Origin of the sequence: Pseudoalteromonas sp. 23_GOM-1509m (assembly GCF_000518425.1) — a bacterium.
Classification (GTDB): Bacteria; Pseudomonadota; Gammaproteobacteria; order Enterobacterales; family Alteromonadaceae; genus Pseudoalteromonas; species Pseudoalteromonas tetraodonis.
This window is the reverse complement of sequence record NZ_KI912433.1, coordinates 376,662-392,639: the sequence shown is the minus strand read 5'-3', so window position 1 is coordinate 392,639 and position 15,978 is coordinate 376,662. Positions and strand designations below refer to the sequence as shown.

18 protein-coding genes are annotated in these 15,978 nt (G+C 40.0%); 8 read left to right on the top strand and 10 right to left on the bottom strand.

The genetic code is table 11. From position 1 onward, the window contains the following. Position 1 precedes the first annotated feature (1 nt). From N523_RS0115245 to N523_RS0115215, 7 genes are all read right to left on the bottom strand, one after another. Positions 2-997, bottom strand: a complete 996-nt coding sequence (locus N523_RS0115245) for a GGDEF domain-containing protein (RefSeq protein WP_028833945.1) — start codon at positions 995-997, stop codon at positions 2-4. Between the two features lie 177 nt (positions 998-1,174). Next, positions 1,175-1,555 (bottom strand): DP-EP family protein, encoded by a 381-nt coding sequence (locus tag N523_RS0115240; RefSeq protein ID WP_028833946.1) that lies wholly within the window; start codon positions 1,553-1,555, stop codon positions 1,175-1,177. Positions 1,556-1,578: 23 nt separating this feature from the next. Continuing rightward, positions 1,579-4,833 carry an nSTAND1 domain-containing NTPase gene (locus tag N523_RS0115235; RefSeq protein WP_028833947.1) on the bottom strand — a complete coding sequence of 1,085 codons (3,255 nt, stop codon included), beginning with the start codon at positions 4,831-4,833 and terminating at the stop codon, positions 1,579-1,581. Positions 4,834-4,909: 76 nt separating this feature from the next. Further along, positions 4,910-5,743, bottom strand: a complete 834-nt coding sequence (locus N523_RS0115230; RefSeq protein ID WP_028833948.1) for a mechanosensitive ion channel family protein — start codon at positions 5,741-5,743, stop codon at positions 4,910-4,912. Positions 5,744-5,780: 37 nt separating this feature from the next. Continuing rightward, complete coding sequence (locus N523_RS0115225; RefSeq protein WP_028833949.1) at positions 5,781-6,512, bottom strand: LrgB family protein; 732 nt, start codon at positions 6,510-6,512, stop codon at positions 5,781-5,783. After that, positions 6,505-6,858, bottom strand: a complete 354-nt coding sequence (locus N523_RS0115220) for a CidA/LrgA family protein (protein ID WP_013465649.1) — start codon at positions 6,856-6,858, stop codon at positions 6,505-6,507. Before N523_RS0115220 ends, N523_RS0115225 begins: the two co-directional genes overlap by 8 nt. Positions 6,859-6,941: 83 nt before the next feature. Continuing rightward, positions 6,942-7,733, bottom strand: a complete 792-nt coding sequence (locus N523_RS0115215; protein ID WP_028833950.1) for a crotonase/enoyl-CoA hydratase family protein — start codon at positions 7,731-7,733, stop codon at positions 6,942-6,944. 290 nt (positions 7,734-8,023) lie between these two features. Here N523_RS0115215 and N523_RS0115210 point away from each other — a divergent pair, with 290 nt between their 5' ends. The 3 genes from N523_RS0115210 to N523_RS0115200 are packed head-to-tail and all read left to right on the top strand — an operon-like array spanning position 8,024 to position 9,716. Next, entirely contained in the window at positions 8,024-8,344 is a 321-nt protein-coding gene (locus tag N523_RS0115210; RefSeq protein ID WP_013465646.1) for an HI1450 family dsDNA-mimic protein, read from the top strand. 46 nt (positions 8,345-8,390) lie between these two features. Next, the gene (locus N523_RS0115205) at positions 8,391-9,203 is read left to right on the top strand and encodes a DUF481 domain-containing protein (protein ID WP_013465645.1); all 813 of its coding nucleotides are present in this window, start codon (positions 8,391-8,393) and stop codon (positions 9,201-9,203) included. Between the two features lie 27 nt (positions 9,204-9,230). Continuing rightward, positions 9,231-9,716, top strand: coding sequence for a hypothetical protein (locus N523_RS0115200; protein WP_013465644.1), 486 nt, complete (start codon positions 9,231-9,233; stop codon positions 9,714-9,716). A gap of 41 nt (positions 9,717-9,757) precedes the next feature. Here N523_RS0115200 and N523_RS0115195 read toward each other — a convergent pair whose 3' ends face one another. Both N523_RS0115195 and ygfZ read right to left on the bottom strand, forming a co-directional pair. After that, positions 9,758-10,243, bottom strand: a complete 486-nt coding sequence (locus tag N523_RS0115195; protein ID WP_013465643.1) for an FKBP-type peptidyl-prolyl cis-trans isomerase — start codon at positions 10,241-10,243, stop codon at positions 9,758-9,760. 11 nt (positions 10,244-10,254) lie between these two features. Further along, positions 10,255-11,166: a CAF17-like 4Fe-4S cluster assembly/insertion protein YgfZ gene (gene ygfZ / locus N523_RS0115190; protein WP_016899678.1), complete on the bottom strand. Its 912-nt coding sequence runs from the start codon at positions 11,164-11,166 to the stop codon at positions 10,255-10,257. A 152-nt stretch (positions 11,167-11,318) separates the two neighbouring features. Here ygfZ and N523_RS0115185 point away from each other — a divergent pair, with 152 nt between their 5' ends. Beyond that, the gene (locus N523_RS0115185) at positions 11,319-11,570 is read left to right on the top strand and encodes an FAD assembly factor SdhE (protein ID WP_013465640.1); all 252 of its coding nucleotides are present in this window, start codon (positions 11,319-11,321) and stop codon (positions 11,568-11,570) included. Positions 11,571-11,625: 55 nt separating this feature from the next. Beyond that, positions 11,626-11,982 (top strand): hypothetical protein, encoded by a 357-nt coding sequence (locus N523_RS0115180; RefSeq protein WP_028833951.1) that lies wholly within the window; start codon positions 11,626-11,628, stop codon positions 11,980-11,982. Here N523_RS0115180 and nadB read toward each other — a convergent pair. Next, positions 11,957-13,567 (bottom strand): L-aspartate oxidase, encoded by a 1,611-nt coding sequence (gene nadB, locus N523_RS0115175; protein WP_013465638.1) that lies wholly within the window; start codon positions 13,565-13,567, stop codon positions 11,957-11,959. The genes N523_RS0115180 and nadB overlap by 26 nt on opposite strands. A gap of 245 nt (positions 13,568-13,812) precedes the next feature. Between nadB and rpoE the strand changes: the two genes are divergently transcribed. The 3 genes from rpoE to N523_RS0115160 are packed head-to-tail and all read left to right on the top strand — an operon-like array spanning position 13,813 to position 15,968. Next, complete coding sequence (gene rpoE, locus N523_RS0115170; RefSeq protein ID WP_028833952.1) at positions 13,813-14,394, top strand: RNA polymerase sigma factor RpoE; 582 nt, start codon at positions 13,813-13,815, stop codon at positions 14,392-14,394. A gap of 1 nt (position 14,395) precedes the next feature. Then, positions 14,396-15,010, top strand: coding sequence for a sigma-E factor negative regulatory protein (locus N523_RS0115165; protein WP_024602341.1), 615 nt, complete (start codon positions 14,396-14,398; stop codon positions 15,008-15,010). A 4-nt stretch (positions 15,011-15,014) separates the two neighbouring features. Next, complete coding sequence (locus N523_RS0115160; RefSeq protein WP_016899682.1) at positions 15,015-15,968, top strand: MucB/RseB C-terminal domain-containing protein; 954 nt, start codon at positions 15,015-15,017, stop codon at positions 15,966-15,968. Positions 15,969-15,978: the final 10 nt, after the last annotated feature.

Genomic DNA, 15,978 nt, shown 5'->3' with positions numbered 1-15,978 from the left:
TTTAAATAATCGTACTTATTTTATTTCTACCTTCTGTTTTTGCTCGGTACAAAGCCGTGTCTGCGGCATATAACAGCGCCTCGTAGGTGCGGTACTGGTTATTATTTTCACTGGCAATTCCTTGGCTTACCGTAATTTTAACCTCTGGCGGCAAGCCTATGTCGGTAAAGCTCATTTGTGCAATTTGTTGTTGTATATGGTTGGCCACAACCGTGGCGGTTTTTATATCGCAACGGGGTAAAATAATTGCAAACTCTTCACCGCCATACCTAGCAGCTAAACACTCTCTAGATGGAATGCACTGCAATAGCATTTTTGCTATTTTCTGTAAGCATTTATCGCCTTTAATATGCCCATAGGTATCATTGAATTTTTTAAAGTGGTCAACATCAATTAATATACTGGTTAAAGGTTGTTGGCTTTGAATACTTTCTTGCCAGTATTTTTTTAGTGACTCATCTAAAGCTAAACGATTAGCGAGCCCAGTTAAATGATCGGTTGAGGCCTGTATTTTTAAACGGTTATACATTGCTTTATGCGTACTGAGGTCATGAAGTATGCAAACGTATAATTTTTGCGCCGATGCAATACTTTTTGGCATGCTTGATATTGATAAGTCTGCTTCAATCACATCGCCATTGGCTTTGTTTATAGTAACTTCATTTGGGCCAATGCTAAGAGGGGTGTCCTTAATACCAATCCAATTTAATAAGGTCTGTTTATATTTATCAAGGTCTGCACCGTGTAAAAACGACAGTAAATTTTCGCCTATCAGAGATTGCTGAGAGTAACCTAATAGCTGCGCTGCTTTTGGGTTTGCAAACTCAAAACCACCGTGCTCATTAAGTACAAAAATGCCTTCGGCGGTGCCGTTAAATAATTCAATTAAAGCGCCAAATTGAGTATGCGAAAAAGGGGATAATAAAGCGCTATCGAAGGGCAATGCTTTATCGTTTTTAACCGCCGCTATCTCTTTTTTATTAATTTGTTTAGACACGTTTTAGCCTTAGCATGGTACAGACGTTTTTGATGTCTACAAATTTACATAAAAAAGTGCGATTAAACCTTTCGGTAATCTTCTGGTTTTAAGTTTTTGATTAATAGTATTTTTTTATTATACACAGGCGTTAAAGGCCTGTGCAATTTGGAAAACAAAATTATATATTAAGCGTTGTTAATTAATTTCTTTTTCATTCTTAACTTGAGGATCGGCGCTTTCATACGCTTTACCATTGCACTCAACATTAAATATTAAACACACAGTGCCATTATTTTCATCTGTGTCTGTGATGGTGATTGATTGGCCATTATCATTGATTTCTGATTTAAAATCACCAGCACAGTTGCCTTCTTTATCAGTGATAGTGGCTCCGGTGAATAAAAAACCTTTAGCAAGTGTTGCTTCATTTAAGCTATAAATACCTGCGGTTTCAGTTCTGACAACGCCACCGCCAGAGACTTCTTTGTTATCTCTAAAGTATGTAAAATTGGCGTTGTTGTTATTGTCTAATTCAATATTTACAGTAAAGTTAATTTGTTCTTGGGTATTATTCATATTATTTCCTTTTTTGTTAATAGCTATAGCTGAAAATTAGTAATGCCTAAGTTAACTAGGCTTGTTTTAATTTCAGATATCTCATTTTCTCTTTTTAAACAGGTATAAGCTTGGACTAGCGGGTAAGTTATTTTTACGCTTTGGGCTGTGTTTACTTTTACAGAAATACTTTCAATCGTCTTTAAACAAAATTGAGCTCGCAGTTTCTTCGTTGTAGCTAATTTTGCTTTGATTAAATTTATCCGTGTAAGTATTAAGGCATCCTTTATTTTCACTTGATTGGCTATGTACAGTTTATAATTTTTATCATTCTCAAGTACCGTTAATAACTGTAGGGCTTTAAGTGGTGAATTTCTATCAATAAAATAGTGAATAAGGCTTGCTTGTGTATTTATGATAAGTTTATCTTCAAACCCTTGATTTTTAATAAAATTAATAATGTCACTCACTCGTTCATTAATGTTTTTATCATCTGAAAGCATCAATTGATACGCTAAAAAGCGATAGTAAGAACGTTGAAATTTGTTGTTTTTTGGATCCTGTAATCGAGCGTTATTTATTAAGTTAGTGGCTTGTTGTGCTTTATTGTAGGCGCGTAGTTTTGTAGGCAGGTAGCTTAAAAGGTAGCTTTGCTGCATATAATTATGGGCTAAGTCATTAAATAAACTAGCGTCATTCGGGTAACTAATAAGCATATTATTTAATTCTTTCGATGCATTTTCTAACATGGTTAATGCTGCATTAAAATTACCTAAATTTTCTTCAGTTTTTGCTAACCAGCTTATGGTATCTGCTCTGTCTCTTAATAAGTTTTTATTGTTAGGTTTAAGTTCAAGGGCCTTATTTTTTAACTCAAGTGATAAAGTGAAGCTCGTTTTTGCCTCATTATAGTTAAATAGGTTTGTATACAAAGACCCCAATGAATTATGCGAATACGATAGCTCCATAATCGAGTTAAAACCATTCGGTGCTAATGAATACATTTTCTCGCTGTAGGCATGATATTTTTTAAATAATGGCTCAGTAGCAGCGTAATCACTTTTATCATAATGAAGCTGACCGAGCCAAAAGGCATTGGCACCGGCAAGGGTGAGTAGTTCTAAATTATTTGGTTGTATTTTTAAAAGTGCCTCAAGACGCGTGCGGGCGTTTTCAAAGGCAGTGAAGGCCTCAATGGTTTTACCGCGCGAATAGGCCACTTCGCCCATGGCTTCGAGGGTTTGTGCATACTGAAAGCGACTTTTAAACTCGGCTTGTTGACTGCTAAAGTTAAATAGTGAGCTTGGCTCCTCGACTTGATTGGTAAAATACTCAAGTGCTTTATTACTAATGCCATCAAGTAAGTCCATACGCTTAACGCTGCGTAATTTATCGGCAAAGTCACCGACCATAAAGCCAAGTAGGCTTTCGGCCTCTTGGCGCTTTTGCTGTGCAAGTTGCTGCGCTTGAAAACTAGTGAAGCTCATGAATAGGGCAACACAGGTAAGTAAGCAAAGCAGTGCAATCGTGCCGCGTTTTATTATTGTTTTTGTTTTACTATTTTTGAGAGAGTTATTTATAAGGGCGCGTTCGTCATTGTCTAGTTTGAATATATTGTCGTTTAATAACGTGAGCGCTTCTTGCAATGGTTTACCCGGTGCTAATAGGTAAGCGCTACTTTTATGTTCATTAAGCCACTGTTGCGTGTGGTGGTGCAAACGGCTTTTAATAGCAAGGGCATCTTTATGATCGTTTATCCACTGTTTAGCACGTGGCCATTGGCGTAATAATGCCTCGTGGGCAAGGCTAAAGCAGGCTTCTTGGTTTTGTAAGTGCGATACAAATAAGCGGCTGTCGACCATGGCTTGTACAAGCTCTTTTTGGCTGGTGTTGGTTAATGCTTGTAAGCGGGCCGCACGGCTAGTAATGGTTTTACCATCTGAGTTTAGCGTCACTAACTGCGATAATACGCTTTTTAGTTGTTGTTGTTGTTTTGCGCTCAGCCCAATAAAAACATCTTCTGCCTTTTTACCAATGGCGCCTTCAATACCGCCGAGTTTTTCATACACGCTGTGCAATAACTCATTATTTTCACTGCGCTGTAAATACAGCTCTTGCAGTGTGTATTGCAACATGGGCAGGGCATCAGGGTTGTTGGCGGTATCTGCACACAGTATTTCATCCAGCGGAGTTTTGGTTTGCGGGTCGTGTGAGAACGTTAAATTAGCGGTTAATGCCGGCAAGCGAATAATTTGTTGTAGTTCCTGGCGGTTGGGCGGGGTTAAATCATAATGGGCGCCGTTCGCTTTTGCGGCCATAAGGCTGGGTTGCTCTACCACTAAAGGGTAAAAGTCGTTACGACACGCACTAAATACGATCACCGCTTTAGAGGTGGCTAAACGTTCAATAATCGATAAAAAATGACTTCGGGTGTTGGGACTAAATAGTGGCGATGAAAGCAGCACCTCTAAGCGGTCTATAAACAAAAAAAACTGCGGTGTGTTTAGTTTTGTATTTGCCTTACTGATTGCAGTTTGTAACGTGTTTATCACTTCGTCAATTGTGTGCTCTAATTGCTGCGCCAGTGTTTGCGAGCTTAATCCTTCAAATACGGGGTGTTGGTTTATATCCCAATCAAGCATGGCAGAGGCTAAATCTAAATACAGCCTAGTTTGATGCACATCTGCAAAGTCGAGCTGAGTGTATGAAACAACGCCAATACCATCATAACCACGCTCATCAAGTAGCTTTGGTAAAATACCCGCATTGACTAACGACGATTTACCCGTACCACTTGGGCCAAGTATTAAGCAAAAAGCACGACCACATTTCACTTGGTTTGATACGTTTTCGAGTAAGGTGGTGATGGCTTGGTTACGACCAAAAAATAAATGGGTATCAGTTGGGTTATACGCGCTTAAACCTAAAAAAGGAGAACCGCCTTGCCACGTGTTTATAGAGCTTGATGTATCTTCTGCAAATGGAAACTCAAGTTTTGCAATAATACGGTAGCCGCGTTTACGAATGGTTTCTATGTATAGCGGGGAGCTTGCCTTATCACCCAGTGCTTTTCGCAGTTGTGTGATGGTTTTATGCAGTGGGTTATCGCCTACTTCAATGTTTTGCCAGCACTGATTGAGTAATTCGTCGCTGGTGACCATATTGCCTTTTTGTAAGCACAGATATAATAATACATCCATTGCTTTAGGTTCTAATTGCGTTACTTTTTCAGCACATTGTATACAATTGCTGGCAGGTGTTACCTGCCAGTCGCCTAGATAAAAAGGTGATTGATGCATAAGGACTCGTTATTATTTTATTTGTAAGCACGCTTAATTAATTTAATATGATTTAAAATCATATTAAGGTTTTTATTTATTTTAGGTCGCTTTTATTAAGCGTAACAATGCGTTGTGGAAACGGAATTTCAATATTGGCATCGTTAATCGCTTTATACACACCGCCATTTATTGCGAGTTTAGTTTCAATAATTTTAGTGGTGGGCACCCAATAACGATAACTAATAGTGACGCCGCTATCAGCAAAACGTTCTATACCAATTTGTGCATTAGGGTGTTTAGCTACGAGTTCGTGATTGACTAATACGTTTTCAATAAGGCTTATCGCATTATCACTACAGGCACTGTAGGCTATGTCTATTTCACCTTTTACCAGTGAATAATTAAATGAGTTATGCAGAATTTCGCCAACAATATGCTTGTTAGGTATGGTTATTTCTACTTTTTCTTCATTAATTAATATGGTGTGCCCCAGCTCAATTACTTTTACTTGGCCACTAACGCCTTTTACTTCTATGGTATCGCCAACCACAAATGGCCGCGTAGCAATAATGGCAAGCCCCGCGCCATAATTAGAAAGCATACCTTGTAACGCTAAGCCTGCGCCTAATGAGGCGGCACCTATTGCAGCTACAAATGGGGTCACACTAATGCCAATTTTACCAAGCGCAATAATGATCACCATAATGATCAGCAGTACTTTTACAACATTACTGACAAAATTAGTCAGGGTGATATCAATGTTGTGGCGGGTCATTAAGTTTGCTACAACTTCGGCGAGCTTTTTAGCGACCCACAGGCCAACGAGTAGAATAAAAATAGCGCCCACTATTTGCATACTGTAGGTAACTAAATACTCGGTAAGTAGGGCGTAGTACTTTTCAAATTGCTGAATTTCGGAACTGATCATGCTGGGCTCTATTTTTAGCGATACTGTTATCCGCTTACTATAACAAAGTGTTAACTAAAATTGGATATAATAGTGGTACTATCACTGCGGTTAATAATGCACTGAGTGCCATAGCCACTGATGAAAATGCGCCTATTTTTGGGTGTTCGGCAATAGCTGCCGCGGTACCAATTGCATGGCACGCGGTACCGATTGCAATTCCTTGTGCCTCAAAGTTATAAATCTTAACTAATTTGAGCAATATAAAGCCAAACAAAGCCCCCAATAAACCAATAAAAATAACCATGGCAGCGGCAAGTGAGCTAATTCCTCCTAATGAGTCAGTAACCAGCAGTGTGATAGGGGTTGTTACACTGAGTGCCGCAACAGAGGCGCTCAATTGTGAGGGCACAGCAAATAAAATACTTAATACAAAAGCCACTAGTGTGGCGTTAACAATACCTATACTGCAAGTAGCGACAATTAATAGTAAGTTTTTACGTACGTGCATAAATTGCTGATAAAGTGGCAAGGCTAAAGCAACAATGGCCGGCTCTAATAGCCAACTTAGTAACTGACTATGTGAGGCAAATTGTGAATAGGGTAATTTAAGGTTGACTAACAGTAGGGCAATAATGCCAATGCTTAAAAAAACAGGGTTGGTTAATGACTTTAAAATAGTCTGATTTATTTTAAGATTAACCGCTCTTAGTGCAATAAAGAGAATAATAATAAATGGCACGGTTAACCACCATAGGCTGGGGGTTATGCTGGTGGTTAAGTTAGTCATTATTAGCTCTGCCTTTAAAATAGCCCACTAGGCTTGCCACTAAAATTAAACTACTGAGTGGGACTAATAAGATGACCGCAGTTAAGAAAGGCCAATGTGATTTAATTAGCCCTAAATGTTCTATAAAACCGACGCCTGCAGGAATAAAGAAAATAGGCATTACATTCAAAATAGGTGATGCGCAGGGGGCGAGTTGATGTTCTTTAACTATGCCTAATAACAGTAACGTTAGCAGCAAAACCATGGCGAGTAGAGGAGCAGGGAAACTCGCATCAAGAAGATGCATAATGAATTTGCTTGTTGCCAAGCACAGTAAAATAATAGCGCTACTTAGTAGGTATTTCATTAATTTGGCTCACTAGAATAGAAGAGCCTAACTTTAACAAATAACGCTGTTTTATGCATTGTGCCTTAGTATTACCATCAATGTTACCAGCGCTTGGCGTTTGTAAACTCAATATCAGCTTTCCCTTTAGCTTTAGCAATGGCTTTTTTAGTATTAGGGTTGATCAGTAAGCGAATTTGGCTCCATGTTTCTTTAGCGAGTATTTTTCGAGCAGGGGCTTTATAGCTTTGTTGAGTTACACGCTTTATTGCGGCTAATGTGTCAGGTGAGCGCGCTAGCAGTGTATCAAGCATCTCTTTAGTTGCTTTATCTGTATCGTCGGTTGTTTTGGTTACTAAACCTAGTTCAAAAGCATGTTGTGCGTTTATTGGATTTGCGTGACTTGCTAACCAAAGCGCTTGGTCGCGTTTTACTAAGCCTGAAAGCATAACATTAGCGCCCATATCTGGGCATAACCCCCAGCGCGCTTCCATAATGGCGAGTTTGGCATCGTGGTGAACAATCCGGTAATCGGCACCCAGTGCTATTTGCAATCCCCCCCCAAGGCAATTTCCGTTTATTTTTGCAATAACAGGCACACTCAATGATTGCCAACCAAGTACTACTTTTTGCGCTAAATTTTGATTACCAGGAAGCCATTTAAATAGGAGTTTTATAATATTTATTGGCGAGGCCATAACCGCGTTAATATCAAGCCCTGCACAAAAGTGTTCGCCTTCACCGGTTAATACAACCGCACGAATATTGGCATCTTTTTTAATATTTTTAATCACCTTGTTAAGCTCAATAAACATAGTAAAGCTTAAGGCATTTTGTTTTTCTACTCGATTTAATGTGACGGTGGCAATGCCCTGTTTTTTTTCTAGTTTTATCATCTTGCACTCCTCTGACCTGTTACTTGAGCTTATGTTTTTATTTGTGCTAAGTAAAGTGGGTGAAGATGAATAAAAAACAAAGTGAATTTTTTAATGCAATTGCGGTCTGTTATCTTTCAAGGCAAATTTAATCTTTAAAAGTCAACAGACCCTAATGCTAACCAATCCATTAATATCTATAAGTATTAGGTAAAAGCAAAAAAGTCAGTATTTAACGTGTTTTTTTTATCAAAACACTAACAACTTTTGATATTATGGCGCCAACTTAAAAGCTCAGAGGTTAACCACTCATGTCAGGTCCACGTTTATTTACGGTAGAAGAAGCAACCCATCAAGCTTATGATATTTTTTTGGAGCTGGCTCCCAACAACCTGAGTGATAAAGATGTTGAAGAATTTAACCTGCATCGTGAAGAACTTGGCTTTATTGAAGAAGATGAGCCCGATGAACAGTGGCAAGATTTTGTTGCACTAGAAATAGAGCCTGAGCATTTTATTCAAGTATTAGTGGGCCTTGAGTTTGATAACGAAGACGTCTTATTTGCGAAAATTTTAATTAGCCGTGATAAAGACGCGCCTTTTTGCCATATTTTATGGAAAGAAAGTGAATAACTTTTTCGGCCCCTTTTCATTATTACCATTTGCAAGAGAATGTATTTTGCGAAAGTACGTTGTATTACTGCTTTTATTATTTAGCTCCTACAGCTGGGCAGTGGATCCCTTTGAAGATTTTCATCAATATGGGGAGCTCTCCGATGAAGAAATTCATGAGCTACACAAAGGCGAAGTACTTTATGGTGATACCGAGTTTGGTTTTATTTTAAGTAAAGGTAATACCAACTCAACCAGTTTTAAACTCAAAGGTAATCTTTACCAAGATTTTGAAAACTGGCGTAATCAATTCAAAATAGATTCCTTATACAAACGTGACGAAAATGAAGAAACGGGCCAGTCGGATGTTACGGCTAATCGCGTGTTTGTTTCTGCGCAGGGTAACTATAAAGTTGGTGTTAAAAATTCGTCGTTCTTTATTTATGGTGATTATGAAGAGGATGAATTTAGCGGTCTTGATTTTAAAAGTACGGTGGCAACCGGCTATGGTGCACGTATTTATCAAGGGGTTAAAAACAAAGTAGATATAGATATTGGCCCTGGTTTATATCGCTCCGTTGCTGATGATGAGTCAACAATAAGCGAAGACGATAAAGACAAAATGGGTTACTTGTTACGTATTGCCATGCAATGGGAGCGATTAGTATCTAAGCGCACCCGATTTAATCAAGACATTAGTATAGAGCAGTCTTTATCTGGGCTTAACTCACGGTTAAAGTCAGAAACCGCCTTAATTAGCCAAGTGGTTGGGGCTGTATCGCTCAAGTTTGCTTATATGTACCGCTATAACTCTAAGCCTGAAGAAGATAAGCTTAAATATGATTCAGAGCTCAGCGCAACGTTAGTATACAGTTTTTAATTTTTTAACTTTTTAATTGAGAGTGTTATGTATCAGCATAAGCAGTATGCGGTATTTATATTTGTAGTATTGGCATGGATAGGTGGGTTTGTTGCACTTGCATGGAATTTAATGGGTGCCGATGTGCCGTTAATGGTATTTGCAGGTATTTTATTGCTGGTGGGTTTTTTATTTCATGGTTTAACCATTAAAGTTGATGAAGCCCATATTAGCTGGGCATTTGGTCCAGGCGTTGCGGGTCAAAAATTAGCACTAGAGGACATAGTTGACGTAAAAGCAGTACAAAACTCATACCGTCACGGTATTGGTATTCGCATTACGCATGATGGTTGGATTTATTCAGTATCAGGCTTTAGTGCCGTGCAATTAACGCTTAAAGATGGCAGCCAATACCGCTTAGGCACTAATGACCAAGCCGGATTAGTTGCTGCGCTTGAAGATAAAATAACCCCTGGCGAAGCACCAGCAGCAGAGCCTCAAGTTAAATTACGTACGCATAATAATATGCTATAAAAAAAGCGCCTGAGGCGCTTTTTTTATTACTGGATTAGGGTTTAGTGGTCGTGACCACAACCGCCTTCACCATGTACATGGCCATGCTCAAGCTCTTCAGCCGTTGCATCGCGTACTTCTAAAATCTCTACATCAAAATTGAGCGTAATACCAGCGAGTGGGTTGTTACCATCAACAATCACTTCTTCGTCTTGAATATCGATGATCATGACTGACTGGTCGCCGTCATCGGTGGTTGCACGAAATTGCATGCCCACTTCAATGTCCATGCCTTCAAACATTGATTTTGGCACGGCTTGCATTAGGTGATCATGACGTTCACCGTAACCTTCTTCAGGTTCAACTTTTACACTTAGTGTATCGCCAGCTTGTTTGCCTTGCAGCGCGTTTTCAAGTCCTGAGATCAGGTAACCCGTACCAACGATAAAAATTAATGGCTCACCGCCAAATGAGTTATCAATGGTATTGCCGTCATTATCTAGTACAGAGTAATGCATTTTTACCACTTTATTTGCTGCAACGATCATAGTCATTCCTATTATTCATCTTCAAGAGAGTAAGGTAGAGGCAGAATGTTTAGCTCTACCGAAGGGGTATGTTTTGCACGAAGAACCTGAGCGGTGTCAGTATCGTTTGGCAACACAACTAAGCCAGTTAAAGTGTGTGTTTTTTCATTAAAGCTTTGCGCAATAAGTTTGCCCGCGCGGCGCCAGTTTTCACCTAACTGGGTTTCGATATCGGGTGCATCGAGCAATCCTTCACTTTGCCCTGTAACGATATACATGGCACGTTTATTTTTACCTAAGTATTTCATACGTGCGACGGTTTCTTGGCCGGTGTAGCAACCCTTTTTAAAACTGATGCCATTGATGGCTTGAAGGTTAACCATTTGCGGCACATACTCATCAATTGCATCAACGCTTAACTGAGGCTCACCAGCTAGCAGTGAGGCCTGTTGCCACATAGCGTCGTTGTCGAGGGTAGATACTTCATCAGGTAAGCAAAATTGGCTATCAACCATAAGTAAAACGCGGTTTGGCGCAAGTTTAAGGGCTTTGCCGTTAGCAAAGTCGCATGCTGTGGCATCGTCACTAAAGTGAATATCAAGTTGCGTAAGCAAATCAGTTAGGTCATCACCTAATAAACCAATTAATCGCTCTGGGGCTTTATTAATTTCAACTTTTGCAAATACAGCGTATTTTTTTAACTCAGCCAGAGAGCGTTCTACTTCAGCACTTGATCCGGTTAAATAATAGTTTTGCTGGTAAGAAAATAGCTTAAATACACCCCACAGCTTACCTTTTGCGCTACAGTGACCTGTCCACAAAAAGTTGTTGTTGTTGATTTTATTGAGATCTTGAGTGATTTGTCCGTGTAGGTAAGATAATTTATCTGTGCCTGAGAGGCTAATAACCTGATGTGATAAAGGACATGCATAAACCAGAGACATAAACACCTTCTTTGCAATAACAAATGAAACCACATAATAACGTAGTTAAAGCCGATGGTACAGCCACCAACAAGCGTTGTTTTTTTATAATTTAGTGCTGTTAAATTAACGCGCATTTGTTAAACTCGAATTAATTAAATATGAGGTTTAAAATGGTTGAAATACATAGTAAAGCACGTATCCGTTGGGCTTGCCGCCGTGGCATGTTAGAACTAGATGTTTTGTTTATGCCGTTTGTTGAAGAAGCTTATGATTCGTTAGATGCTAAACAGCAGGCGACTTTTCAGCGCTTATTAACACAAGAAGACCCAGATTTATTTGCTTGGTTTATGGGCCATGAAAAATGTAAAGACGTTGAGCTAAACAGTATGGTTGAGCTAATTTTAGACCGAGTTCGTGTATAGGTTTACCGTCACAAATAATCAGACAGACCACAAACAGATTGTGGTCTTTTTTTGTGTGCTAACTTTAATATTATGCTTATTTACCACTTCTATTTTGGCAACTCTTTTTTGCATTGCGCTTAATATCGTTGCTGGCATTATCGTTTGGCGAAAAATCGTGGCTGCTCAGCCAGAGCAGGGCGTTATATTATTAGAGCCAAATCAATTTCGTTTTGAGAATGAAAAGCTGCTAATTCAAGGGGTTATTGGTAAGCAAAGCCGATTGCTTGGTCGCAGTGTGTGGTTGTATATTAATGGCTTTAGTGAAAACTATTGGCTGATTATCTCAGCCAATAGTGTTGATGAGCAAAGCTACACGCGTTTAAAACGCGCAACATTTGCGGCAATTAATTGCGCTTTGGAGTCAAAATAGTTGGCGTTGGATTTTCGTTTTGCTCTGGGTAGTCAATGGTAAAGTGCAGTCCGCGACTTTCTTTACGTTCCATAGCACTTCTAATTATAAGCTCGGCTACTTGAACTAAGTTACGTAACTCAAGTAAGTTATTACTCACTCTAAAGTTCGCGTAGTAATCGTGGATTTCTTGCTGTAATAGTTCAACACGATGAAGCGCGCGTTCAAGTCGTTTGGTTGAGCGCACAATCCCAACATAGTCCCACATAAATAATCGCAGCTCATGCCAGTTATGGGTGATCACGATTTCTTCATCTGAGTTAGATACGCGGCTTTCATCCCAACTAGGTAACTCAACCAGTGCAGGAGCGGTCTCTATTTTACTCAAAATGTCTTTTGCTGCTGCATGGGCAAATACAATGCACTCTAATAATGAGTTACTTGCCATACGGTTAGCACCGTGCAGCCCAGTGTAAGCCACTTCACCCACAGCGTATAAATTAGCTAAGTCGGTTTTGCCATTAAAGTCGGTCATAACGCCGCCACAGGTATAATGCGCAGCAGGGACAACAGGAATTGCCTCCTTGGTGATATCAAGCCCTACGCTTAAACATTTGGCGTAAATCGTTGGGAAGTGTTCAATAATAAAATCTTTGTCTTTGTGGCTAATATCTAAATATAAGCAATTTGCACCAAGGCGCTTCATTTCAAAATCGATAGCGCGCGCGACTATGTCGCGCGGGGCGAGTTCTTCTCGCTCATCAAACTCTTTCATGAATCGCGTGCCATCTGGGCGTTTTAAATAGGCTCCCTCACCACGCATTGCTTCGGTAATTAAAAAGTTTTGCAACTCAGGGTGATAAAGACTGGTTGGATGAAATTGATTAAATTCCATATTAGCAACGCGACACCCTGCACGCCATGCCATGGCAATACCATCACCGCTAGAAACATCAGGGTTAGAGGTATAAAGGTATACTTTACTTGCGCCACCCGTTGCTAGGGCAACAAATTTTGCGCCAATTGTTTCTACTTTTTTGGCTTTTTTATTCCACACATACATGCCATGAACATGTGAACCCGTTTTGCCAATACTTTTATCGGTAATTAAATCAATCGCGTTGTAATGCTCTAACAAGGTGATATTGCTGTGCGCTTGAACTTGGCTAATCAAGGTTGTTTGCACAGCTTTACCTGTAGCATCGGCTGCATGCAAAATGCGTCGGTGGCTATGCCCACCTTCACGAGTTAAATGAAAGCGCTCTTTACCTTTGCTATCAAACTCCATATCAAAAGGCACGCCTTGGTCAATCAGCCATTGTAGGCAGTCATGAGCATTGCTGGCAGTGTAATGAACCGCCTCTCTGTCGCATAAACCGCCACCGGCGTCTAAGGTATCTTCAACGTGAGACTCTATACTGTCATTTTTTTTATCAAAAACAGCGGCAATTCCGCCTTGGGCATAAAGAGTAGAACCTTCGGTTAATTCACCTTTACTAATTACGGTAACGTTACAGTAATTAGCCAAAGATAAAGCAAGTGATAAGCCTGCTGCGCCGCTACCAATAATAGCGACATCGGTAATGTGATGTTTATTTTGGTTCATCTGTGAGGTACTTTGCGGTTACAATGCTCAGATAGAGCAATATTTATTTTTAATACTTATAGTTGTACCATATTTGTAGCACTACCACGAAGTGGTTTTAGCGTATAAATACGTAATTTTTTAGCTATTTTATAAAAAAACAATATGAAGCAGAACTTTTTATTCATCTAAGGGTCAGAGTAGGTGTGAACAATGGCGACACTATGAATAATAAGCAAGAATCAATCAGAGGAGTACCGGCTCGAATGAGCGAGCAGGAATTAGATTTAGCGTTAGTGAAAAGGGTTCAGCAGGGAGATAAAAACGCCTTTAACCTATTAGTTAAGAAGTATCAGAACAAGATTGCCGGTTTGATCTCACGTTATGTATCAAATCAGGGTGACATTGCTGATGTAGCACAAGAGGCGTTTATTAAAGCGTATCGTGCCCTTCCTAATTTTCGTGGTGACAGTGCTTTTTATACTTGGCTTTACCGTATCGCCGTTAATTGTGCTAAAAATTACTTAGTGGCTCAAGGGCGTAAACCGCCAGCAAATGATATAGATGCTGACGATGCCGAGTTTTATGAGGGTGCTGATTCAATGCGTTCAAACGCATCACCTGAAAATTTACTATTAAGCGAAGAAGTAGGCGCTGTTATTTTTAATACGATTGATAGTTTGCCTGAAGATCTTAAAACCGCGATTACCCTTAGAGAAATTGAGGGGATGAGCTATGAAGAAATAGCCGTGGTGATGGATTGCCCAGTCGGGACGGTGCGTTCGCGTATTTTTCGTGCCCGTGAAGCAATTGATAACAAATTAAACCCATTAATAGGCGAGTCTTAGTATGACAAAAGCACACGTTAACCGCTTAGATAACGAATCGTTATCAGCATTACTTGACGGTGAGCAAGCATTAAATGATGCCGAGATTGCATCTGCTGATGTAGCTACATTTGGCCGTTACGCGTTAATCGGTGATGCAATGCGAGCTAAAGAAAACAACAAAAATATGGATTTTGATATTAGCGATCGCATTTCGTTAGCACTTGATAGTGAGCCGGTTTATGCAGACTTTAGCCAGTCTGAAAGTGTGGCAAAGCCGGTAAATACTGAAGCCGATAATAAAATCGTGGCGTTTAATTGGCGCAAGCCGGTTGCGCAGTTAGCAATTGCAGCTAGCGTGGCAATGTTTACTATTGTTGGCGTGAACACCTTGCCGCAAGGTGAAGATGCTGTGCAAAACGAAATTCCTTTATTACAAACCACGCCGTTAACCGGCATGGCATCGCCAGTAAGTTATTCATCAGCACCGGCGCTAGAGAACGCAGAGAAAGGCTTACGAGAGCTTCAACAGCAACGTATTGGCGCTCTAGTACTTGAACACCAGCGTCAAGCACGTGTGGCTCATTCGTTGAAAACTGCGAAAACAGATGAAACGTCACAAGAGGAAAAAAACTAATTAGATGAAAGTAATAACTTTTGTTATGTCGTTGGTGTTAAGTTTTAATGCTTTCGCCAATGACACAAACCCCGCTAAAGATTTACTGCTTGAAATGGCCAGTGCAGTTCATACACGTAATTTTGATGCCTCTTTTGTTGTTGTTAAAGGCAAAAGTATGGAGCCCTACCGTTGGGTGCATGCTAAACAGGGGGACGTTGAGCTTGAGCATTTGAGTTTACTCAACGGTGCTGGCCTTGAAATGATCCGCATTGACAACCAAGTTACCTATTTTGAGCCACAATCAGAGCCGTATTCATTAACAACCGACTCAATTGCCGGCCCTATTCCTGAAGTGCTTTTTAAAGATATTAACCGCTTAAGTGCGCATTATGATTTTGTGCTTGGTGGTAAAGGCCGTATTGCTGGGCGTCCCGCGCAATTAGTTCGAATTGAATCTAAAAACGAAGACAAATACAACTATTGGATATGGATTGATACTGAGTCGTCGTTATTATTAAAAGCGGCGTATGTTAATCATCAAGGTGAAGCGCTTGAGCAATTACAGCTCACTCATATTAGCGTGACTGAGCAACCGGCAAACTTATTATTAGAAGTGCTTAATCGTAACTTTCCAACCCCATTACCTGCCAATTCAATTGACGAACAAACTAAAGCGAATGCCATGAATTGGACTATTGGCTGGTTACCTGAGGGGTTTGAATTACTTAAGTCAGACAGGCATAAGCTCGACTTAAATAATGAATTAACAGATTATTATTTATTTTCTGATGGGTTTGTTGAAGTATCTGTGTTTGTACAACGACCACTACCGGGTAAGCGTTTAAGCGGTGCCCTCACCTCAGGGGCAACTACGATTTATGTACACAACGGCGGAAATTTTGATGTCTCTGTGGTGGGAAACATTCCAACCATGAGTGCCAAAGCCATTGCTGAGTCTGTATCGCGGGCATTATAAAGTAACTAAA

Excerpts from the sequence above, each read along its gene's own strand:
- N523_RS0115240 (WP_028833946.1), bottom strand. The coding sequence starts at position 1,555 with ATGAATAATACCCAAGAACAAATTAACTTTACTGTAAATATTGAATTA.
- N523_RS0115235 (WP_028833947.1), bottom strand. The coding sequence starts at position 4,833 with ATGCATCAATCACCTTTTTATCTAGGCGACTGGCAGGTAACACCTGCC.
- N523_RS0115230 (WP_028833948.1), bottom strand. The coding sequence starts at position 5,743 with ATGATCAGTTCCGAAATTCAGCAATTTGAAAAGTACTACGCCCTACTT.
- N523_RS0115225 (WP_028833949.1), bottom strand. The coding sequence starts at position 6,512 with ATGACTAACTTAACCACCAGCATAACCCCCAGCCTATGGTGGTTAACC.
- N523_RS0115220 (WP_013465649.1), bottom strand. The coding sequence starts at position 6,858 with ATGAAATACCTACTAAGTAGCGCTATTATTTTACTGTGCTTGGCAACA.
- N523_RS0115215 (WP_028833950.1), bottom strand. The coding sequence starts at position 7,733 with ATGATAAAACTAGAAAAAAAACAGGGCATTGCCACCGTCACATTAAAT.
- N523_RS0115210 (WP_013465646.1), top strand. The coding sequence starts at position 8,024 with ATGTCAGGTCCACGTTTATTTACGGTAGAAGAAGCAACCCATCAAGCT.
- N523_RS0115200 (WP_013465644.1), top strand. The coding sequence starts at position 9,231 with ATGTATCAGCATAAGCAGTATGCGGTATTTATATTTGTAGTATTGGCA.
- N523_RS0115195 (WP_013465643.1), bottom strand. The coding sequence starts at position 10,243 with ATGATCGTTGCAGCAAATAAAGTGGTAAAAATGCATTACTCTGTACTA.
- ygfZ (WP_016899678.1), bottom strand. The coding sequence starts at position 11,166 with ATGTCTCTGGTTTATGCATGTCCTTTATCACATCAGGTTATTAGCCTC.
- N523_RS0115185 (WP_013465640.1), top strand. The coding sequence starts at position 11,319 with ATGGTTGAAATACATAGTAAAGCACGTATCCGTTGGGCTTGCCGCCGT.
- nadB (WP_013465638.1), bottom strand. The coding sequence starts at position 13,567 with ATGAACCAAAATAAACATCACATTACCGATGTCGCTATTATTGGTAGC.
- rpoE (WP_028833952.1), top strand. The coding sequence starts at position 13,813 with ATGAGCGAGCAGGAATTAGATTTAGCGTTAGTGAAAAGGGTTCAGCAG.
- N523_RS0115165 (WP_024602341.1), top strand. The coding sequence starts at position 14,396 with ATGACAAAAGCACACGTTAACCGCTTAGATAACGAATCGTTATCAGCA.
- N523_RS0115160 (WP_016899682.1), top strand. The coding sequence starts at position 15,015 with ATGAAAGTAATAACTTTTGTTATGTCGTTGGTGTTAAGTTTTAATGCT.